This is a genomic window from Mammaliicoccus stepanovicii (genome assembly GCF_002902525.1).
GTDB lineage: Bacteria > Bacillota > Bacilli > Staphylococcales > Staphylococcaceae > Mammaliicoccus > Mammaliicoccus stepanovicii.
This window is the reverse complement of record NZ_PPQZ01000005.1, coordinates 34,104-54,683: the sequence shown is the minus strand read 5'-3', so window position 1 is coordinate 54,683 and position 20,580 is coordinate 34,104. Positions and strand designations below refer to the sequence as shown.

Annotated in this window: 22 protein-coding genes; 6 read left to right on the top strand and 16 right to left on the bottom strand. The window is 32.3% G+C overall.

Annotation, left to right across the window (positions count from 1 at the left end):
* Nucleotides 1-3: 3 nt before the first annotated feature.
* From CD111_RS00800 to CD111_RS00790, 3 genes are all read right to left on the bottom strand, one after another.
* Entirely contained in the window at nucleotides 4-744 is a 741-nt protein-coding gene (locus CD111_RS00800; protein ID WP_095088579.1) for a TrmH family RNA methyltransferase, read from the bottom strand.
* 115 nt (nucleotides 745-859) lie between these two features.
* On the bottom strand, nucleotides 860-1,033 hold the full coding sequence (rpmF, locus tag CD111_RS00795) for a 50S ribosomal protein L32 (protein ID WP_095088581.1): 174 nt from the start codon (nucleotides 1,031-1,033) through the stop codon (nucleotides 860-862).
* 39 nt (nucleotides 1,034-1,072) lie between these two features.
* On the bottom strand, nucleotides 1,073-1,618 hold the full coding sequence (locus CD111_RS00790) for a YceD family protein (RefSeq protein ID WP_095088583.1): 546 nt from the start codon (nucleotides 1,616-1,618) through the stop codon (nucleotides 1,073-1,075).
* A 125-nt stretch (nucleotides 1,619-1,743) separates the two neighbouring features.
* On the opposite strand from CD111_RS00790, the gene CD111_RS00785 reads away from it, so the two are divergent.
* A complete protein-coding gene (locus tag CD111_RS00785) occupies nucleotides 1,744-2,886 on the top strand; it encodes a nucleotidyltransferase (RefSeq protein ID WP_095088585.1) in 1,143 nt (380 codons plus the stop codon).
* A 90-nt stretch (nucleotides 2,887-2,976) separates the two neighbouring features.
* Here CD111_RS00785 and coaD read toward each other — a convergent pair whose 3' ends face one another.
* Nucleotides 2,977-3,474: a pantetheine-phosphate adenylyltransferase gene (coaD, locus tag CD111_RS00780; RefSeq protein WP_095088587.1), complete on the bottom strand. Its 498-nt coding sequence runs from the start codon at nucleotides 3,472-3,474 to the stop codon at nucleotides 2,977-2,979.
* A complete protein-coding gene (rsmD, locus tag CD111_RS00775) occupies nucleotides 3,467-4,021 on the bottom strand; it encodes a 16S rRNA (guanine(966)-N(2))-methyltransferase RsmD (protein WP_095088588.1) in 555 nt (184 codons plus the stop codon). The genes coaD and rsmD overlap by 8 nt, the downstream gene beginning before the upstream one ends.
* A gap of 74 nt (nucleotides 4,022-4,095) precedes the next feature.
* Between rsmD and CD111_RS00770 the strand changes: the two genes are divergently transcribed.
* Nucleotides 4,096-4,485, top strand: a complete 390-nt coding sequence (locus CD111_RS00770; protein WP_095088590.1) for a DUF7147 family protein — start codon at nucleotides 4,096-4,098, stop codon at nucleotides 4,483-4,485.
* Here CD111_RS00770 and CD111_RS00765 read toward each other — a convergent pair whose 3' ends face one another.
* Complete coding sequence (locus CD111_RS00765) at nucleotides 4,486-4,752, bottom strand: DUF2129 domain-containing protein (protein WP_095088592.1); 267 nt, start codon at nucleotides 4,750-4,752, stop codon at nucleotides 4,486-4,488.
* A 159-nt stretch (nucleotides 4,753-4,911) separates the two neighbouring features.
* Between CD111_RS00765 and CD111_RS00760 the strand changes: the two genes are divergently transcribed.
* The gene (locus CD111_RS00760; RefSeq protein ID WP_095088594.1) at nucleotides 4,912-5,826 is read left to right on the top strand and encodes a glycerophosphodiester phosphodiesterase family protein; all 915 of its coding nucleotides are present in this window, start codon (nucleotides 4,912-4,914) and stop codon (nucleotides 5,824-5,826) included.
* Between the two features lie 78 nt (nucleotides 5,827-5,904).
* Here CD111_RS00760 and CD111_RS00755 read toward each other — a convergent pair whose 3' ends face one another.
* Together CD111_RS00755 and CD111_RS00750 are read right to left on the bottom strand one after the other, a co-directional pair.
* Entirely contained in the window at nucleotides 5,905-6,345 is a 441-nt protein-coding gene (locus CD111_RS00755; RefSeq protein ID WP_095088596.1) for a YlbF/YmcA family competence regulator, read from the bottom strand.
* Nucleotides 6,346-6,359: 14 nt separating this feature from the next.
* Nucleotides 6,360-7,424: a CAP domain-containing protein gene (locus tag CD111_RS00750; RefSeq protein ID WP_095088598.1), complete on the bottom strand. Its 1,065-nt coding sequence runs from the start codon at nucleotides 7,422-7,424 to the stop codon at nucleotides 6,360-6,362.
* Nucleotides 7,425-7,593: 169 nt separating this feature from the next.
* Between CD111_RS00750 and CD111_RS00745 the strand changes: the two genes are divergently transcribed.
* Both CD111_RS00745 and ytvI read left to right on the top strand, forming a co-directional pair.
* Nucleotides 7,594-7,965, top strand: a complete 372-nt coding sequence (locus CD111_RS00745; RefSeq protein ID WP_095088600.1) for a YugN family protein — start codon at nucleotides 7,594-7,596, stop codon at nucleotides 7,963-7,965.
* A gap of 84 nt (nucleotides 7,966-8,049) precedes the next feature.
* Entirely contained in the window at nucleotides 8,050-9,096 is a 1,047-nt protein-coding gene (gene ytvI / locus CD111_RS00740) for a sporulation integral membrane protein YtvI (RefSeq protein WP_095088602.1), read from the top strand.
* A gap of 80 nt (nucleotides 9,097-9,176) precedes the next feature.
* Here ytvI and CD111_RS00735 read toward each other — a convergent pair whose 3' ends face one another.
* From CD111_RS00735 to cyoE, 7 genes are all read right to left on the bottom strand, one after another.
* Complete coding sequence (locus CD111_RS00735) at nucleotides 9,177-9,638, bottom strand: DUF420 domain-containing protein (RefSeq protein WP_188350525.1); 462 nt, start codon at nucleotides 9,636-9,638, stop codon at nucleotides 9,177-9,179.
* Between the two features lie 11 nt (nucleotides 9,639-9,649).
* Nucleotides 9,650-10,603: a cytochrome c oxidase assembly factor CtaG gene (gene ctaG, locus CD111_RS00730; protein WP_095088606.1), complete on the bottom strand. Its 954-nt coding sequence runs from the start codon at nucleotides 10,601-10,603 to the stop codon at nucleotides 9,650-9,652.
* 164 nt (nucleotides 10,604-10,767) lie between these two features.
* A complete protein-coding gene (locus CD111_RS00725; protein ID WP_095088608.1) occupies nucleotides 10,768-11,121 on the bottom strand; it encodes a cytochrome C oxidase subunit IV family protein in 354 nt (117 codons plus the stop codon).
* A gap of 1 nt (nucleotide 11,122) precedes the next feature.
* Complete coding sequence (locus CD111_RS00720; protein ID WP_095088610.1) at nucleotides 11,123-11,752, bottom strand: cytochrome c oxidase subunit 3; 630 nt, start codon at nucleotides 11,750-11,752, stop codon at nucleotides 11,123-11,125.
* On the bottom strand, nucleotides 11,752-13,653 hold the full coding sequence (gene ctaD, locus CD111_RS00715; protein WP_095088612.1) for a cytochrome c oxidase subunit I: 1,902 nt from the start codon (nucleotides 13,651-13,653) through the stop codon (nucleotides 11,752-11,754). Before ctaD ends, CD111_RS00720 begins: the two co-directional genes overlap by 1 nt.
* A gap of 23 nt (nucleotides 13,654-13,676) precedes the next feature.
* Nucleotides 13,677-14,744 (bottom strand): cytochrome c oxidase subunit II, encoded by a 1,068-nt coding sequence (gene coxB / locus CD111_RS00710; protein ID WP_095088614.1) that lies wholly within the window; start codon nucleotides 14,742-14,744, stop codon nucleotides 13,677-13,679.
* Between the two features lie 37 nt (nucleotides 14,745-14,781).
* The gene (cyoE, locus tag CD111_RS00705; RefSeq protein ID WP_229726507.1) at nucleotides 14,782-15,669 is read right to left on the bottom strand and encodes a heme o synthase; all 888 of its coding nucleotides are present in this window, start codon (nucleotides 15,667-15,669) and stop codon (nucleotides 14,782-14,784) included.
* Nucleotides 15,670-16,047: 378 nt separating this feature from the next.
* On the opposite strand from cyoE, the gene CD111_RS00700 reads away from it, so the two are divergent.
* Nucleotides 16,048-16,959 carry a COX15/CtaA family protein gene (locus CD111_RS00700; RefSeq protein ID WP_095088618.1) on the top strand — a complete coding sequence of 304 codons (912 nt, stop codon included), beginning with the start codon at nucleotides 16,048-16,050 and terminating at the stop codon, nucleotides 16,957-16,959.
* Between the two features lie 78 nt (nucleotides 16,960-17,037).
* Here the strand turns inward: CD111_RS00700 and CD111_RS00695 are convergent, their stop codons facing one another.
* On the bottom strand, nucleotides 17,038-20,487 hold the full coding sequence (locus CD111_RS00695; protein ID WP_095088620.1) for a pyruvate carboxylase: 3,450 nt from the start codon (nucleotides 20,485-20,487) through the stop codon (nucleotides 17,038-17,040).
* Nucleotides 20,488-20,580: the final 93 nt, after the last annotated feature.

Genomic DNA, 20,580 nt, shown 5'->3' with positions numbered 1-20,580 from the left:
TTGTCAACCTTTCAAATGATATAACAAAATACCACACGATACAGCCACATTTAAACTTTCAGCTTTGCCATACAAAGGGATATTTAAATTTTGTGTCGTTTGTTTTAGTAAAGATTCCTCGACGCCACTACCTTCGTTACCCATAATTAAGGCAAATTTATCTTGTTTATTAATGGTTTGATAATTAACTGCATCTTCAAGACTCGTGCCAAATACATTGCCATCAAAGCCATTTAAATAACTTTCTAAATCAACTTCTATTACAGGCAGATGAAAAACACTACCTTGCGAAGCGCGTAATACTTTATCCTGATAAGGATCGGCGCAACCTTTAGAATACATCACGGCATCCATCCCTGCTGCATCTGCATTTCTAATTAATGCTCCCATGTTTCCTGGATCTTGAACTCTATCCAGTACAAGAACTTGATTATCAGTCGAAACATCATTTGAAGGAAGCTCAACAACAGCAAAAACACCTTGGGGCGTCGTAGTGTCAGATAGCGCTTCTGCAACTTTAAAATTAATTGTATAAACTTCTTCGGCATATTCAATCATTTTTTCATCAATTCTAGAAGGATCGACTAAGAGCAGTGACATGATTTTAAGTCCGCTATTATATGCTTCTTCAATTAGATGGAATCCCTCTATTAAAAATTGTCCTTGTTTTGTTCTTTCTTTTTTCTTTTTTAATTTATTTATTTGTTTTATTTTTGTATTTTGAACTGAAGTGATTTCTTCCATATAATCTCCTCTTACTTTACTATTTATAACTCTAGTATATATGAAATATAGCATATTGAATAGAAATGATTATAAAAATAAAAAACGCCCAATGATTGGACGTTTTTGTTAATTATTATTTAGAAACGACTTCTTTACCTTTGTATGATCCACATGCTTTACATACACGGTGAGATAATTTCATTTCTCCACAGTTTGAACATTCTACCATACCTGGCACTGAGATTTTGAAATGAGTACGACGTTTTCTTTTAACTGATTTTGAAGTTCTTCTAGCTGGAACTGCCATGTCTAATTCCTCCTTAAAATTTTATAAACACTTGTTCGATTATTTGTTATCATCGAATAATTGTTGTAATTTTTGAAGTCTTGGATCAACTTTCTTTTCTGATGATTCTTCATCTGAATTATCGGTCGATTCAACTTGATCTTCGCCAATAACTTCCCAACCATTGCCTGCCAATGAAATATCTTCACTTCCTTCAGAGAAAACTTGCATCGGTTTCTCTAAAATAACGAGTTCTTCAATAATAGGTAATAGGTTAACCATGCCTCCGTCGAGTTTGTGTCTCGCTTCATCATAGACGCCTTCTCTATCACTGGACTCATCAAGTTCGAATATTTCTGTTGATGTTGTATCAAATGGTAGCTCTACTGGCTTTAAAGTACGGGCACATGGTAACGTCAATACCCCTGTAATGTCAAGATTGACAATTATATCATGCATACGCACTTGAACGTCTCCAGTTACTTTTATTGGAGATATATCGATGAGTTCATCTACTCGTTCCGTAAGATAATTCATATCGATTTCTTTATCAAAAGTAAACGGTTCGTTTTGGTTTTTTTTAAGTTGTGTTATTGACCACTTCATCTGGGTTCACCTCTTACAAACACAAAAATTATTGTAACCTTAACGACAATGTTTGTCAAGATTTTTTCTTAACATTCATTATCTGATACAATACTTATAATGAAGTTTAATCGGAGGAAATGCAAATGAAAAGTGTTGCTTTAATTACAGAATATAATCCATTTCATAATGGTCACGTTTACCACGCCCAATCTTCTAAAAGCAAAACACAAAGTGATGTCACAATAGCAATCATGAGTGGATCATTTACGATGCGTGGTGAACCAGCGTTATTAAATAAATTTAACAGAGCAAAAATGGCCATACAACATGTTGATTTAGTTATTGAATTACCGCTCATATATGCTATTTCATCTGGTGAATTATTTGCTCAAGGTGGTGTACAAATTGCGGAGATGCTGAAATGCGATACATTATCATTTGGAAGTGAATCAGGTAATATAGATGAAATAACAGAGGTTATACATCAAATTGAGCAATTAAAACACGACGACCGATATAAAGCTTTAGTTAAAGAAGGTAAATCACATCCTAGAATTATTTCCGAATTAATTAATGATTCTAGTTTACTAAATGGCTCTAATAACTTATTAGCAATAGAATATGTCCGACATATTATGAACCACCAATTATCGATTCAACCTGTAACCATTCAAAGAAAAGATAATTTATATTTAGATGCACATTTAAATGACAATACACATATTTCAAGCGCTACTTCAATTAGAAATGCATATTTTAATAAGCAAGAAACTTATCAACAAAGTTTACCTCATACAAGCGTTGAAATATTAAAACAAACTAACGGAATAAATTGGGATGACTTCTTTCCATACTTAAGATGGACAATTTTGAGATCAAGTCATGAAGAATTAAGACAAATCTATATGATGTCTGAAGGATTAGAATATAAATTGAAGAAAGAAATTAGAGATTGCCATCGCTTTGAAGATTTCGTGAAAAAAGTTAAATCCAAACGTTATACATGGACTAGAATTCAAAGATTACTTACAGCAACACTATTAAACATTAAATCTACAGATGTCCATCAGTATGAAGATACTGCTATTAGAGTATTGGCAATGACTAGAAATGGACAAGCGTACCTAAAAGAAATTAAAGAAGATTGTCCATTACCAATAGTTACAAATGTTAATAAGAAGTCTGCTGAGTTTTTTAAACATGAAATAAAAGCGACTGAACTTTATCAATCAGTATCAGGACAACCTGAAACTGATTTTAACCAAGCAGTCTATATACATGAATAAATTTACGTTGCGTATCGCTATCCAAAAACAGACATCAAGCATAGGACTTGATGTCTGTTTTTGGATAGTGAAAAATCAACTTTGCTTTCACTATTTGCTGTTTTTTGTTTTTATTTTTTCTTTTAATGCTTTATTTACATTTTCAGGTACAAATTCTGAAATGTCTCCACCGAATTGTGCTACCTCTTTAACAACGCTTGAACTGATAAATGAATAATTATTATTTGTCATCATATACAATGTTTCGATATCATCATCTAATTTCTTATTCATAGATGTTAGCTGCATCTCATATTCAAAATCACTTATTGCTCTTAAACCTCTCACGATAGTTGTCGCATTGATTTCTTTACAAAAATCAACAAGTAATCCATGGAACGAATGTACAACTACGTTTGGTACATCATGCAGTGCTTCTTCAATTAAACTTACACGTTCTTGTGTTTCAAACAGTCCACTTTTAGATGAATTTTTCAATACAGATACATGTATTTCATCGAAAATTTTTGCGCTTCTTTTTATGATATCTATGTGGCCTAATGTAATTGGATCAAAACTACCTGGAACAACCGCTATTCTTTTAGTCATCATATTCTCCTTTTGTAAGCAACATAACGTGCGTCAAACCGTATTCATATTTCTTGATTATGTCAAAGCCATAAGTGTTTATATTTTCATGTTTATCAAATTCGCAAACAATTGTACCATTTGCATTTAACAAATCAAATTCTGCTATTTTTTCAAGTGATTTATTTATCAAATCTTTCTTGTATGGTGGATCTAAAAATATATAATCAAATTTAATTTTTCTTTTACTTAATGCTTTTAATGCTCTTAACGCATCGTTTTTATAAACTTCATAATGTTCTTGAGGTATTTTTAAAGTATTTAAATTTTGATTTATCATTTTAGTTGCTTTAAAGTTTCCATCTATGAAAATCACTTTATGAAGTCCTCTAGATAAAGCTTCTATACCTAATCCACCGCTTCCAGCAAATAAATCTAATCCATTACCTTCAATATCTTGTAATCGATTAAATATATTTTCTTTAACTTTATCTGTCGTAGGTCGAGTTGATTGTCCTTCAATCGTTTTTATGTGAAGCCTTTTATATTTTCCGCCGATTACTCTCAATTTAATCATCACTTTCTTTATTATTCATAATTAACTATACTTAATATATATTAATGAAAAACGAGGTTTTAAAAATGAAACAATCATTTATTGTTATAGGCCAAGGTTTAACTGATTTATTTGAATTCAAAACTTTAATAGAATATAACCATGAACGAATTTCAGATATTCTAATGTTACATACACCGTTATCAAAGGACAAATTATCGTCAGCTTGTATCATTATGAAACCTACAGAAGAAAATCATTTTCAAGCGATTTATACGATTTTAGAGGGTATTAAATACCCATATCCTGATACAAATAAAAAGTTCGACCTCATTAATGAATGGGCAAATGAATATAACTTTAAAGTAAGAGGATTAGATGTAAAGTCACGTTCTGAATTCGCTGAAGATGATCTTTACTTCACATACCTAAAAGGTGTTCTAAGACTCGAAAGGTTTATTCCCCCATTACAATAATTAAAAATTCAAATATTCCTTCTTCTCAACATTTTTACTTGAATAATCTCTTTTCACTTGCTTAAATGGTGACACTTTTACGTCTTTTACATACTTTAATTTCATTAAATGTTGTATAGTGTCATCTATTTTATCTTCATTCGTATAAAGCATGACATAGTGTTCTTTTTTATGTGTAAAATAAATGTTCCCAAATTTGCGTAATTGTCTTTCATGTTTCATATTTTTTAAATAGACAATTATGCTTATTCTTTCAACTATATCCACGATAATCTCACCTAATTCTTTTTATTTTTATATTAGCATGTTCTATTATAGTATGAAAGGAGTTAAACTTCTTATTAAAATCTTACTTACTTTTATAACACTATCCAATTTGATAGAATATAAATGAGTCTGAATCGCATTTCGAAAGGATTGGATAACATGTCAAAATTTAATTTATTAAAAACTACAGGTCTTGTTGGAGGCATTGTTGCGGGATCATGGATGGTAACGAAAGCAACTTCACAAGTTAAACCTCGAACAATTAAACCATTCTTCACACAACCTGCGCCATACGTATTTGCACATCGTGGCGGAATGGCACTAAGACCAGAACATACACGTCTTGCGTTTGATCATGCATTAAACTATGAAGTAACTGGTTTTGAAATAGATGTTCGCCTTACTAAAGACGAAGAACTTGTTGTCATGCACGACGATACTGTTGATAGAACAAGTAACGGTTCAGGGTATGTTGGAGATCATACTTTAGAAGATTTACGCAAATTAGATTTTGGATATCATTTTAAAGATATAAACAATGAACATCCATACAGAGGTAACGAAAAAGCAAAAATCATAACGCTTAAAGAGCTTCTAACAGAATACCCTGATGTACTGATTAATATCGATATTAAGGACCATCCTGAGACATATGCGGGTAGTTTAGCACCTTCTCAATTATACCGCGTTATATCTGAAGCAAAAGCTGAAAAACGTGTAAACGTGGCAAGTTTTTATGATGAACAAATAGAACGATTTAATTTATATGCTCAAAACACCGTTGCGTTAGGAACAGGTCAGAATGAAGTAGCGAAGGCATTCTTTGCTTATCATTCAGGATTTGGTCATGTGTATGAACCAAAGACAGACACTTTCCAAATTCCATTAAATGCTAAAGGTTTACCGCTTGATAGTGAAGGATTCATCCAATATTTAACTTCATTAAATATTGCGGTCGCATATTGGGTGATCAATCAAATCGATACTATGGATGAATTGATACAAAAAGGCGTTCATACTATTGTGACTGATAGACCAGATACAGCGCATTTCCTCATTAAGAAACATTATTAATACATTAGAAAAAGAAGCTTAACAGTTGCCTGTTAAGCTTTTTTTGATATATCTTATTAATCTTACATAAATGCATGTTTAGCTTGAGCAACCACAAGATCCGCCTGTTGAGCATCCAGATCCATGACTTTCACTCGTGAAGAATGGATTACCTGTATCTACTTTAACATTATTAGACACGGAATAAGAGACGATACTGATGACTTCGTCTAATAAATTTTGTAATTCTGCTTCTTTAATTTTGAAGTCTGAAACAACTGGATGCATTTCATATGCACGTTTTTGTTGTCTTGTTTCCTTCATAACCTTGTTGTAATCAGGATGATATCTTCCAAATCTTAAACAATCATCATAATGTGACTTTATTTGATCAAATTTTTGTCTTAAAATTTTAACCTCTAAATTTGTTTCAAGTTTATATTTCGCTTCTTTATATTCTTGATAAATAAAAGAGTCTTTAATACAAGCGCTTAATTCATCTGATTGATCTAGAATATTGATTGTTTCAACAGTAAACATCGACAATTACCTCCTTATTTTTTACTTTCTTTAAATACAAGTGAGTAATATGCTCTTGAATTACCGGCACCAAATTCATCATATTGACTACCTAATAACTTCTCTCGATAACTATTGTTGTTCAGCCAACTATTGATTAATGTCGGCATATCATAGAAATTGAAAGCTAAATTTTGATTGATTGCTTCATATTCAATACTTTGGTCGTTGATATGTTTTGTGATACCGTCTTCTAAAGACTTAACTGCATCTTCTTCATTTACATCCTCATCTATTAAATCAGCTTCCATTTGAGTAATATATGTTAACTGATCGTCCATTTTTAAAGGTTTAACACCTTTCATTTTTCTGTTTTCATTGACGATTTCTAAAAGTGTAATGTCTTTGTTGATATGTGATTGTAATTTTTGACTGTCTTTTCTTCCTAGTTTTTCAGATTTATTAGAAACTTTTGACATTGAAAATGGTGCATGTTCGACCACTACATCAGAATTCATGAACTGAACGCCCATTACTTCATTTGTTTCGCTATCAATAAGAACTTGAGCATATACATCACCATACTTAACTAACAATTGTGTTTTGATATCTCTTTCAGATAGTTCAATCTTATAGTTTCCATATGTACTTTCTACTAATGGTTCCATATCTATGTTTGTACCATTAAATAAATTTGTCGCATCTTGCTTAATTTTAATTGGTGAAACATTTACTTTATCACCAGTAGCAAAAACAGATGACACTTTATTATTTTTAGTTGATACTAAATAATAATGGTCTTTATTCTTAAACACATAATTCTTTCTATCATGTTCTGCCTTATATACCCTATCTGGTTGTCCTAAATCTTTAATGACATCGTTTATATGTTTATTTACATAAGTTCCTACGCCCTCTTTTAATTTAGCATTTCCAGTCGTTTTTTCAGCTTGTTGCTGATAATAATTTTGATCTGCTTTTTCATGAGAGTAGTTCGGGTTCTTTAAGACATCAAATTCTAATTTAGGAGAATAGAATAAATAAAAGAGTACAATGATTAAAATAGTGATTGCGATAACTTTTATGATGATATTCTTCAACTATTTACCTCCTCTTTTTACTCCTAATATCAATTATATCATTTTACCGTATAAGTTTAAGTTAAATCAATCGAAATACGTTTATTCGCAATAAATTCAAATGTACATTGCAACATTGTGCGTTTTATCATAAAATAAATATAAAGGTACATAGAGGGAGGAACAATACATGGTATTTGATAATACAGGTCTTGAAAAAGTTATCATTGAACAAGAACTATTACAAGATGTTATGAATAAACATGGATTTATTGCTGGTGGACATTGGGATTATGAACGCATTACATATGATTTTAAATATGAAATCAGTGAAGGTGTTTATTATTTAAGAATTCCAGGTTATGCACTTAAAGGGGACATTGGTGCAAAGAACGCTACAATTCAATTAATGGACCCGTATCTTGGTAAACACTATTACCCAACAGGTGTTGAATATGGTGATGATGAAGTATATCCAGATAATCTAGTAGCACACTGTAACTTGTTAATCGACAATATCTCTACAGATGTAAAAGCATTAAACACATTAGGATCACATTAATACAACATTTAGACAAAGAAAGATTAAGAGACGTGACCTTCACGTCTCTTAATTTATCTATTCATTTAATAAAGAGGTCATACTATGAAAAAATGGATTAGCAAACGAAATATTAGCATACTTATAATCTTACTTTTAGCTATACTATTTATTTATTTTATAATACCTATATCCGTACCTTTAATTACGGCATTTGTTCTGGCTCTTACTTTTAATCCTCTTGTTAATAAATTAACTACAAGACTTAAAAGTCGTAAATGGAGCGTTACAATTATTTATACTTTAATCGTAACAGTAACAGGATTTTTAATATATTTGTTTTTAACAAAACTTATAGACCAAATCGTGTTATTTATTAAAGATTTACCAAACAAAATCAACAAACTCATCTCTGTCATTGAACAATATAATGACAAAATGAAAGCCGTACTTCCTGATGAAATGGCCGTAACGATAAATAAAGAATTACAAAATTTTGTTGCTTCTATGAGAGATTCTATCACGAACTATTTTAGTGTTGAAAATATTACAGAAGCAGTATCATCTTTACCAGGATTTATCATTAGTTTAGTTGTATTCTTAGTTGCATTATTTCTGTTTATGTTAGAGATTCCTAATATACATAAATTTATAAAAAAGCATCTCTATCCAAACTCTTACAACCAAGTTTTTAAGATTTATAAAAAAATCGGTCATTCTATCATCGGCATGCTTACTGCTACTATTATTTTAAGCTTTATAACATGGGTTTTCACTTATGTTGGACTACTTATCATAGGTGTCGAGTCAGCATTCATTATAAGCTTATTTATATGGTTTATCGATTTACTCCCGATAATAGGTGCTACCGGATTAACAATACCTTGGGCAATCTATGCATATGTGGTCGGTGATCCTACATTAGGCATCCAACTTATCGTCTTATCCATTATCTTACTTGTTCAAAGAAAAATATTAGAACCTAAAATATTTGGAACAGGTGTCGGATTAACACCACTTCCTACTCTCATATCCATGTTTATTGGATTAAAGTTACTTGGATTTATCGGATTTTTCCTAGGCCCATTATTTCTAATTGTTATCAAGACCATACTAGAATCCGGACTTATTAAAACAGACTTTAAAATATAATAAAAATCGAACGCATTGTTAGTATAATTTCTAACAATGCGTTCGATTTTTTGTGAATATAGTTACAACTTTAATTAATATTAATGTCCTAAAATTGCTTTTATCATTGATGTTGTTTCCCCACCATGATAGAAAACATATAGTAATAAATAAACTGCTACACCTGTTATGGCAGTGAAGAACCAAATAATAGATGTAACTGGTCCAAATTTACGGTGTCGGTCTAATCTGTTTTTTAATCCTAAATAAATCGTATATATCCCCATTATCGCGCCAACTGTTGCAAGTGTAATATGGAATATTAAGAATATTGTATAGAATATTTTAATGTTATCGGGACCACCGAAAGAAGTGTTTCCAATAAATACTGTTCTGCTCGCATAAATAGTAAAGAATATAACTGCTGCTACAGCTGCAGAAAGCATAAACTTTTTATGTGTTTCAATTTTTTTCTGGGCAATAAAGTACCAACCAATTGCTACTAATATCGCACTTAAAACTATAAATGTTGTACTGATTGTCGGTAATATAGGTAAATTCATTTTTATACATCCTATCTAAATTGATTATATAAAGCTTTTTGTTCTTTTAATTTTCTTAAACTATCATCTGTAATTTGTTGTTCATTCTTACGTTCATATCTATACCACTTTATGAAAATGATATATAAATAAATGCCAAATACTATTTCTTGCATGACTTTCATAATGACGCCACCAGTTTGTTGATCTTCTAATGGTGTAAAGTTCGTAAAGTATTCTGGACCAGATATACCAGACCCTTGCACAACACTATTAAGGGTGTCAGGAGGCACACATAACGCCATAGCGCCCATCCATGCTTTACCTGATGTATAAGTGTCGTACATTGCATTATTGCTAAATATGATGAGTCCACATGAAGGTGTTAATAATACGCCAATAAAGAATATATATAATATTTTCTTTATATTAGACATTTGTTGTTCTTCTGAAATATGTCTATTAAAAATTGGATGCCACATAAACCATGCGCTGATAAATAATAAAATTGTATAAAGACTATGTAATGTCGCATCTTGTTTCAAAGTATCTAACACTATTGGTAAATGATACACAGAAAATAGACCATTAAATAATATGATTGCTAAAATTGGTTTTGTAAATAGACTCACAATTTTATTGATGACGGGTAATCCTTCTACATATTTAACAATATATTCTGGTATCGCATAAAATAACATAGGCACTACGATTAGGAACATAATGGCCATTTGTAACATATGGAAACTAAAGATGATATGTGATAATAAATAGATTGGGCCACCTTCAAGTAAATAAATCATGAGCATAAGTACACTAAATAATATAGCCTCACTTTTCTTTAACGGTCTCCCTCCAGGAATATCTTTATACCATTTTCCACAAATTAATAAATATAAGACAATAACACAAACTACACCTATGAAAAAGAACGGTGTCCAATTTGCCCAAAATCCAAAAATCGAAATCGAGGATAAACCATTCATTTTAATTCACTTCCCCATTAAGTCATTACTCTTATTATAAAATTTTATAGATATATAAACAACCCAACTCGTGAAATAGTTATGACAATGATATGACCATATTTCTAATGATACAAAAAAGGCTCAAAAACTTATATAACAAAGTTTTTGAGCCTTAGCTATTATTATTTAGTTTTCACGAATAAAGGATCGCCTAACCAAACAATATAAAGAAATGTTGCGATAAATGACAATCCAAAGAAAATGCCAGTTATCATGAATAATTTTGAAATACCGTGTTTTTCAGCTTTCATATGCATGAAATAATAGAACTGTAATACAACTTGTAATACCGCTAGTGCTAATATTGTTGGTATTACAAATTCTTTAGGAAGTTCTGCAGCTACTAATCCGAAAGCAATAAATGTAACAAAAATCATTATAGCAAAGTTTGTTACTTGTAAACGCATTTCTTGCGTACTTTTACGTCTCTTGTAATCTCTCAGTGCCTGTGCGTCATGATTTAATTGTTGGCTCATATTATCCTAACGCTCCCATCAAGTATACTACTGTGAAAATGAACACCCATACAACATCAATAAAGTGCCAATATAAAGCAGCAGTATTAAATTTATGTGAATTATATAGGTTTAATCCTCTACCTCTATTACGCAGAATTAACAATGTTAACCACGTTAAACCAATAACAACATGGAAACCATGCGTTCCGACTAAGAAGTAGAATGCACTACCAAATGCACTTGAACGGAATGTATGACCTTGATGAACATATTCCGCAAATTCATATATTTCTAATCCTAAGAAACCTAATCCTAATAGAATTGTAATACCAATCCAAATGAACGTTCCTTTAGCATTAAAGTTTCTTAAATGATATAAAGCATAAACACTTGTTAATGATGATGTTAATAATAACATCGTCATGACAAACGCTAATGGAAGATGGAACAAGTCTTTAGCTAGTAGATGATCTTCACTTGGTACTGCATCTTTTAGCGCTAAATAAGTAGCGAATAGTGAAGCGAACAATGCAACCTCTCCACCTAAGAATACCCAAAAACCTACAAGTTTATTCTTACCTTCCATTGATGCCGTTTCAGGATGATCTGGCCAATTATCAGCTGTGAATTTTACTTCTTCATGTGCCATTAACGCTCACCCCTTTCATACTCTAATAACTCTTCTTTAGAAATATGATGTCCGTGATCATCTTTAACTGATCTATAAATCATACTTCCAGCTGTAATACCTAAACCTATAATTAATACGAATACTGCCCATGGTTTTTCGTCTAAACCTTTAACAGCTTCTAATGCCCATTCTTTACCATCTGCAAAATACATTGCACCAAATGCTGCAACGAATAATCCGAATGCTTGCATAAATGGTGTGAATGAATTGTTAGGCATATGGATTTCATCTAATGATTCTGCTGGTAAGATTTTACCGTCACCATGTTTCTTTTCAATCCAAAGTGCATCTAAACCACGAACTAACGGTGTTTGTGCAAAGTTATAATGAGGTGTAGGTACTGGTAAAGCCCATTCTAATGTACGTCCATCTCCCCATGCATCTCTGCCAACTTTTTCACCTTTAGCTAATGTAATAACAACGTTCGTTACTTCGATAATAACAGCTATTGCCATTAATAAAGCACCGATTGATGAAACTAAGTTAGGAATATCATATCCTTGTCCTGGTAAGTATGTAAACACACGACGAGGCATTCCCCAAAGACCTAAGAAATGTTGAATTAAGAATGTTAAATGGAAACCAACAAAGAATAACCAAAAAGTTATTTTACCTAACTTTTCACTTAACATTTTACCCGCGATTAGTGGGAACCAATAATGTAATCCTGCTAATAATGCGAATACAACACCACCAACAATAACGTAGTGGAAGTGAGCAACGATAAAGTACGAGTCATGCAACTGGTAGTCAGCTGGTGCTGATGCTTGCATAACACCTGTTACCCCACCCATAACGAATGATGGAATGAAGAAGAGTGCATATAACATTGGCGTCGTAAATTCTACGCTACCGCCCCAAACTGTTAATAACCAGTTAAAGATCTTAACACCTGTTGGAACTGCAATTGCCATTGTTGCTACTGCGAAAATAGCATTCGCAACTGGACCTAAACCTACAGTAAACATATGGTGAGCCCAAACCATGAAGCCTAGGAAACCAATAAGCACTGTGGCAAATACCATTGCTGAATAACCGAATAATCTTTTTCTTGCAAATACCGGTATAATTTCAGAGAAAATACCGAAAGCCGGTAATACTAAAATATATACTTCTGGGTGACCGAATATCCAGAATAAATGTTCCCAAATAATTGTATTTCCACCTTGTGAAGCTACGAAGAATGACGTACCGAACATTCTATCGAATATTAACAAGAATAAACCAATTGTTAATGGTGGGAATGCAAATACGATTAATGTTGAAGCAACAAATGTTGTCCAAGTCATTAAAGGCATACGCATATATGTCATACCTGGCGCTCTCATGTTCACAATAGTAGCAACAAAGTTAATACCTGCTATTAATGTACCAGCACCTGAAATTTGTAAACCTAGTGCATAGAAGTTAATTCCATGCCCCGCTGATTCTAAAGATAAACTTGCATATGATGTCCAACCAGCATCTGGTGCGCCACCAAGAATCCAAGATAAGTTCAAGAATATTCCACCGAAGAAGAATAACCAAAAACCTAAAGCGTTCAAGAATGGAAACGCAACATCACGTGCACCAATTTGAAGTGGAACAACGGCATTCATATAACCGAATAACAACGGCATTGCTGCTAAGAATATCATCGTTGTACCATGCATCGTTATAATTTCATTAAACAGTCCAGCTGTAACAAAGTCATTTTCCGGAACTGCTAACTGGATACGAATTAACATTGCTTCTATACCACCGACAGCAAAGAATAATCCACCAGCAATTAAATATAATATAGCAATTTTTTTGTGGTCAACTGTTGTTAAATAATCCCAAATAGTTGAGCCAAACCCCTTTTTACTTTGAGTAGACACTAGAGTAACCTCCCTTTCAATTCTTACTTATCAACTTTTCGTTCCATTAAATAGGCAGATAAAGCATCAATGTCTTCATCAGAAACTTTATATTTTCCAGCCATTTTATTACCAGGTTTGATGCTTTCTGGGTCTTTAATCCATTTTTTAAGGTTCTTTTCATCATGGTTTAAATATCCTGCAATTAGTTCACGATCACCAAAGTTTGTAAGGTTTGGACCTTTAGCACCCTCACCTGTTGGTGTTACTGCGTGACAACCTGCACATGATTTATTAAAGACCTTCTCACCTTCTTTAGCTTGACTTGAAGTCGCAGCTACAGGTTTATCTACAGATTTCATATCTTTAACCCATTTGTCAAAATCATCTTTCGGTAATGCTTTTACTTTAAAGTCCATTAAAGCATGTGATGGCCCACAAAGCTCAGCACATTTACCGTAGAATAAGTTTTTAACATCTTTTGCTTTTTTATCATCAAATTTTAAGTAGAATTTATTAATTCCTTCTACGTTTGTATCCATTTTACCTCCGACAGCTGGTACCCAGAATGAGTGTTTAACATCTGCAGAATGTAATCTGAAGTATACTTTCTTGTCAGTCGGAACAACAAGTTCTTGACTGGTAACAATTTTTTCATTTGGATAACTAAATTCCCACCAATAAAGATTAGCTGTAACATCAATAACTAATTCTTTACTTTTACCTTTTTCATCTACTTTATCAATGGCTTTAGTATCTCCAAGTGAGAAAGTAAGCATTACAGTTGGAATAGCTAAAATTATAAGTAAGATGACTGGAATGATTGTCCAAACTAATTCTAATTTGTGATTACCTTCAACATCTTTAGGTTCAAAATCTTCACCTAATTTTTTACGACGGAACTTAATCATTGCGAATAAGAATATAAGAACTACTACTACAATTACTAGTAACATAATGCCAATAGACAGCATTAGTAAAAAGAATTGTTTGTCAGCAACTTCCCCAGCCGGGTGAAGTACCGATAGACGTGGTTGACCACAACCTGCTAGCACAAAAAGCAGTGCAACAAGTAAACCGAACATTTTCGTGTTTTTTAAACGTGTCTTCATTCGTTTAACCCCTCTTTCATGCATTCATCATAATTAATTATATTAATTGAATAACAGTAACAATCACTGTCATTACAAAGAAAATAACAAGGTAATTTAAAGAAAATACAAACATACTTGTTGCCCATTTAGATTTGTTAATTTCCTTTTTAAATCCGTATAAAGCTAATGACATCCAAGCTAAATTAAGCAAAGTTGCAATAATCACAAATACAACACCAAGCTGCGTCATTAAAAATGGTAATGGCAATAATAACAGTACCCAAAATAACATGCTTAATCGTGTACGATTAAAGCTTTTAACAGCAGGTAACATTGGAATATTAGCTAAGGCATATTCGTCTTTACGACGATATGCTAATGCATAAAAATGCGCTGGTTGCCACATAAACAATACTAAAAATAGCGTCCATGCTAATGGGCTCAATGTTTGATCAATGCTTGCCCATCCAATTAATGGTGGTATTGCGCCTGGAAAACTACCTACAACTGTATTCCAAACTGTATGTCTTTTTGACCAGATAGAATACAATACGACGTAGCCAAATATTCCAAGTAATCCAATGATACCTGTTGGAATATTGATCATAAATAACAAGATTTCACCAACTATCATTAATGCAAAGCTGAACTGAACTAAATGTTTATCGCTAATTCGTCCATTCACAGTTGGTCTCTTTTGTTTAGATGGCATGATTGAATCTATATCTTGATCATAGTAATTATTGATTGCACAAGCACCACCCATGATTAAGGTAGAACCTACTATCATCAATAGAACAATAGGTAAACTTTGGAAGAAGTTAAACCCACCAAATGCAATTGCAAGCCAAGCACCTGCAAACGTTGGTATGAGATTACCTTGTACAAGGCCCATTTTAATAATGGCTTTAATCTCATATAACGTGAGACGTCCTGATTCCATTTCACTTTCAGAAGTCACACTATATTGATTTTGTTGCAATTTTGTCCCTCCTTCCATTTTCTATCGCATATAACTCAATGATATATGAAAATTGTCACATAATCTATACATTTTTGAAACAAAATTTTGACATTTTATCGGTTTAAGTAAGTTCACCTAATAAAAAGTCATTATTGTGTAACATTTACAATGCTCAATCATTGTTATAATATAGATAACAGTGTTTAAATCAGATACGTATTGATAGTTAAAATTTGTTAATACGTCTTTCAATTAAATTCTATCATATTTTTTAACATAAATAAGGTTTATTTTAGAAATAAAGCCCATTTTATAGCAGTATAAATATGAATTATAATTTTACATGAGGTGTTCATATTGTTTAATGATAAATTTTTAAAATGGTTGGCAACTTTATCAACGATTGTAATGTTATTTGTTCAACTTGGTGGGGCATTGGTAACTAAGACGGGTTCAAGTGACGGATGTGGAAATTCTTGGCCATTATGTCATGGCTCCGTTATTCCATCAGATTGGCCAGTTGAGACAATAATTGAATTAGCACATAGAGGCGTTTCTGGACTTGGTCTTATTCTCGTCTGCCTATTAGCATATCTTAGCTGGGTTAAACTCGGTCATATTAGAGAAGTCAAACCATTATGTATTACAAGTATTGCTTTTATTTTTGCGCAGGCACTTATCGGTGCTGCAGCAGTAATATGGCAACAAAATGATTTCATTCTTTCGTTACATTTCGGAATTTCACTTATAAGTTTTGCATCTGTATTATTACTTACATTGATTATTTATGAAATCGACAAGAAATTTGATGCAACAACGATCGTCATTCATAATCATCTAAAAATGCATACTTTCGGTGTTACGTTCTTCATATATATTGTTATTTATTCTGGTGCATTAGTTAGACATGCTGATGCAAGTCTCGCTTGCTTAAGCTGGCCGCTATGTCGTACAGGTAGTGTTGGCTTACCACAAAACTTTTATGAATGGGTTCAAATGTCACATCGTACATTAGCCTTTATCATATTTATTTGGATACTATATATATTTATACACGCTATAAGAAATTATACACAATATAGAGTTATCAAATACGGATGGACACTTGCATTTGTATTAGTTTGCTTACAAGTAACTACGGGTGCTTTATCAGTCTTAACAAGAGTTAATTTATTTATTGCGTTGTTCCATGCATTATTTATTACAATGTTATTCGGCTTACTTTGTTACTTCATCATGTTAATAACAAGATCTAAACGTAGAAATTAAAAATAAGCATATCACTATAAAACTGAAAATCAGTTAAGTGATATGCTTATTTATTTTGTGTTAAAACTTATATCTACTTTATTCTGCTTTGTCTATCGTAATAATTAAATCATGTGTTTGGATACTATCTCCTGCTGAAACATAAATATTAGATATCGTTCCATCATAAGGTGCTTGTATCGTTGTTTCCATCTTCATTGCTTCTGTAATAATTAGGGCTTGACCTTGTTTCACTTCATCACCTTGTTTCACTTTAACCTCAGAAATTGTACCAGGCATTTGTGCACCAATATGAGAATCATTACTTAAATCTGCTTTTTGTAATACCGCTTCAGATACTTTAACGTGTTCATCTTTAACGTAAACTTTTCTTGGTTGACCATTCAATTCGAAGTATACCCAACGATGACCATCTTCATAAACATGTCCGATTGATAATAATTTTACTATTAAAATTTTACCTTTATCAATTGTTATTTCGACAGTTTCATTTTTAGCCATACCGAACAAGAATGTCGGCGTATCTAATAATGATAAGTTTCCAAAGCTTTCGTATGTTTTAATATACTGCTCGTAAACTTTAGGATAAATGGCATAACTGATTAAATCTTGTTCAGTTACTTCTCCTTGTTGTTTTTCTTGTAATGTTTCTCTAAGTTCTTCGAAATCAACAGGTTCTAATAATTCACCTGGTCTTTTCTCGATTGGTTCTATACCTTTTAAGATAACTTTTTGTAATTCTTTGTTAAATCCATTGACTGGTTGACCAATTTCGCCTTTAAAGAATGACACTACTGATTCAGGGAAATCAAGTGTGTGACCTCTCTTAATAACACTTTCTTCATCTAAATCATTTTGTACCATATAAAGTGCCATATCACCTACTACTTTAGAAGATGGCGTTACTTTAACAATGTCACCAAATAATAAATTAACTCGTTTGTACATATCTTTAACTTCATTAAATCTTTCTCCTAAGCCTAAACTTTTCGCTTGCTGACTTAAGTTAGAATATTGCCCACCAGGCATTTCATGTTGATAAATCTCTGTATGTGGTGATCTAATGTCGCTTTCGAAGTCAGAATAATAATTACGAACTGTATCCCAATATTGAGATAATCTTTCTAATCCATCAATGTTCGTTCTAACATCTCTCTCATTGCCACTTAAAGCATAGTACAAGGAGTTGGCCGATGGTTGTGATGTTGTACCACTCATACTGGCAACTGCAGTATCTATAACATCTACACCAGCTCTTATTGCACTTTGATATACTAATAACCCATTACCACTTGTATCATGCGTGTGTAAGTGTATAGGAATATCAATTTGAGTTTTTAATTCACTAATGAGTTCGTATGCTGCTTTTGGCTTCAATAAACCTGCCATATCTTTAATACCTAATATATGAACTCCTTCACTTTGTAGTTCTTTAGCTAAATTAATATAGTAGTCTAAAGTATACACACTTGAACGTTCAGGATTTAATATATCACCTGTATAACAAATTGCACCTTCAGAAATTTTGCCAGATTTTTGAACAGCTTCATTTGCGACTTTCATTTGATCTAACCAGTTCAATGAGTCAAAAATTCTAAATACGTCAATTCCAGCTTCTGCACTTTCCTTAACGAACTTTTCAATTACATTGTCTGGATAGTTTTTATAACCTACTGCATTGGATGCTCTCAATAACATTTGGAACAACACATTCGGGATTTTCTTACGTAATCTTGTTAATCTCTCCCATGGATTTTCTTTCAAGAAGTTATAAGCAACATCAAACGTAGCGCCACCCCACATTTCTAATGAGAAAGCATCGTTTAAATGCTTAGCCGTTTCGGGTGCTATTTGCAACATATCATACGTTCTCATTCTAGTCGCTAACAATGATTGATGAGCATCTCTAAAAGTAGTATCTGTCAACAATACTTCATCTTGTTCTTTCAACCATTTGCTTACACCTTCTGGTCCATGTTGTTCTAATATTTGCTTTGTACCACTAAGTGCAGATAATTCTTCATTTGTAACTTCTTGCAATTTGAATTTTTCAAAATGTGGCTTTTCACGTTTTTCAACACTTGGAAAACCATTAACAGAAATATTCCCAATATATTGTAAAGTTTTTGTACCTCTATCTCGTGAAGGCGTTATATCAAATAATTCAGGGTTATTTTCTAAGAATTTAGTTGTATAAGTACCTTTTGCAAATTTTTCATGATTTACAACGTTAAATAAGAATGGAATATTAGTCTTAATCCCTCTAATTCTCATTTCTTTTAAAGAACGTAGCATTTTTTCTGTTGCTTGTCGTAGGCTCATAGCATGTGTTGATACTTTAACGAGTAGTGAGTCATAGTAAGGCGAAATTTCTGCACCTTCAAATCCATCACCCGCATCAAGTCTTACACCAAACCCACCACTTGAACGATAAGCAATAATTTTACCTGTATCAGGCATAAAATCGTTTAATGGGTCTTCTGTAGTAATACGACTTTGAATGGCAAATCCTAACGTCTTAATATCTTCTTGTTGTGGCATTTCAATTTTATCACCAAATAATGATTCACCATCAGCAACTAATATTTGTGTTTTGACAATATCAACACCAGTTACCATTTCAGTAATAGTATGTTCAACTTGTACACGTGGATTAACTTCAATAAAGAAATATTCATCTCCTGATACAAGAAATTCAACAGTACCAGCATTCACATATCCTATTTTCTTCATTAAATCTAATGCTGCATTACAAATTCTATGTCTTAAATCATCACTTAATGAAACGGATGGCGCTACCTCTACTACTTTTTGATGGCGACGTTGCACTGAACAGTCTCTTTCAAATAAGTGAACGAGATTACCATGTTCATCTCCGATTATTTGTACCTCAATATGTTTAGGTTGATCTATGTATTTTTCCACATAAACTTCACTATTACCAAATGATTTACCTGCTTCAGATTTAGCACGTTGGTATGCATCTTCAAGTTCACTTTCATCATTAACGATACGCATCCCTTTACCACCGCCACCTGAAATGGCTTTAATAATGATTGGAAATCCACTTTTTTTCGAAAATTCTTCTACTTCTTCAAAGGATTCTACTGATCCATCAGTTCCTGGTATTACAGGTAAATCAGCAGCTATTGCTGTTTCTCTTGCTTTAACTTTATCTCCGAACATATCTAAGTGTTTCAACTCTGGACCGATAAACTTAATGCCTTCTTCAGCACATCTTCTTGCAAATGTTTTATTTTCACTTAAAAATCCGTAACCTGGATGAATAGCATCGACTTCTGCTTTCTTTGCCACTTTAATAATTGCTTCTATATTTAAATAACTTTCCGTTGGACCTAAGTTTTCATCTACTAAATAAGATTCATCGGCTTTATATCTATGCAAAGCTCCTAAATCTTCATTTGAATAAATTGCTACTGTTTCAATATTTAATTCAGTTGCTGCCCTAAAAATTCTAATTGCGATTTCACCACGATTGGCTACTAATAATTTCTTTATGTTGCTCATATTTTAAAGGCTCCCCTCAATGTATTTGAATTTTCAAAAAACGGAATACTCATCTATTATATAAAAAAAACGTATTACATTCTACTGTAATAC

Excerpts from the sequence above, each read along its gene's own strand:
- CD111_RS00725 (WP_095088608.1), bottom strand. The coding sequence starts at position 11,121 with ATGAGCCAACAATTAAATCATGACGCACAGGCACTGAGAGATTACAAG.
- cyoE (WP_229726507.1), bottom strand. The coding sequence starts at position 15,669 with ATGGAATCAGGACGTCTCACGTTATATGAGATTAAAGCCATTATTAAA.
- CD111_RS00755 (WP_095088596.1), bottom strand. The coding sequence starts at position 6,345 with ATGTTTACTGTTGAAACAATCAATATTCTAGATCAATCAGATGAATTA.
- CD111_RS00785 (WP_095088585.1), top strand. The coding sequence starts at position 1,744 with ATGAAAAGTGTTGCTTTAATTACAGAATATAATCCATTTCATAATGGT.
- coxB (WP_095088614.1), bottom strand. The coding sequence starts at position 14,744 with ATGAAGACACGTTTAAAAAACACGAAAATGTTCGGTTTACTTGTTGCA.
- ytvI (WP_095088602.1), top strand. The coding sequence starts at position 8,050 with ATGAAAAAATGGATTAGCAAACGAAATATTAGCATACTTATAATCTTA.
- CD111_RS00695 (WP_095088620.1), bottom strand. The coding sequence starts at position 20,487 with ATGAGCAACATAAAGAAATTATTAGTAGCCAATCGTGGTGAAATCGCA.
- CD111_RS00745 (WP_095088600.1), top strand. The coding sequence starts at position 7,594 with ATGGTATTTGATAATACAGGTCTTGAAAAAGTTATCATTGAACAAGAA.
- CD111_RS00770 (WP_095088590.1), top strand. The coding sequence starts at position 4,096 with ATGAAACAATCATTTATTGTTATAGGCCAAGGTTTAACTGATTTATTT.
- CD111_RS00760 (WP_095088594.1), top strand. The coding sequence starts at position 4,912 with ATGTCAAAATTTAATTTATTAAAAACTACAGGTCTTGTTGGAGGCATT.
- coaD (WP_095088587.1), bottom strand. The coding sequence starts at position 3,474 with ATGACTAAAAGAATAGCGGTTGTTCCAGGTAGTTTTGATCCAATTACA.
- CD111_RS00800 (WP_095088579.1), bottom strand. The coding sequence starts at position 744 with ATGGAAGAAATCACTTCAGTTCAAAATACAAAAATAAAACAAATAAAT.
- CD111_RS00735 (WP_188350525.1), bottom strand. The coding sequence starts at position 9,638 with ATGAATTTACCTATATTACCGACAATCAGTACAACATTTATAGTTTTA.
- ctaG (WP_095088606.1), bottom strand. The coding sequence starts at position 10,603 with ATGAATGGTTTATCCTCGATTTCGATTTTTGGATTTTGGGCAAATTGG.
- CD111_RS00790 (WP_095088583.1), bottom strand. The coding sequence starts at position 1,618 with ATGAAGTGGTCAATAACACAACTTAAAAAAAACCAAAACGAACCGTTT.
- rpmF (WP_095088581.1), bottom strand. The coding sequence starts at position 1,033 with ATGGCAGTTCCAGCTAGAAGAACTTCAAAATCAGTTAAAAGAAAACGT.
- CD111_RS00720 (WP_095088610.1), bottom strand. The coding sequence starts at position 11,752 with ATGGCACATGAAGAAGTAAAATTCACAGCTGATAATTGGCCAGATCAT.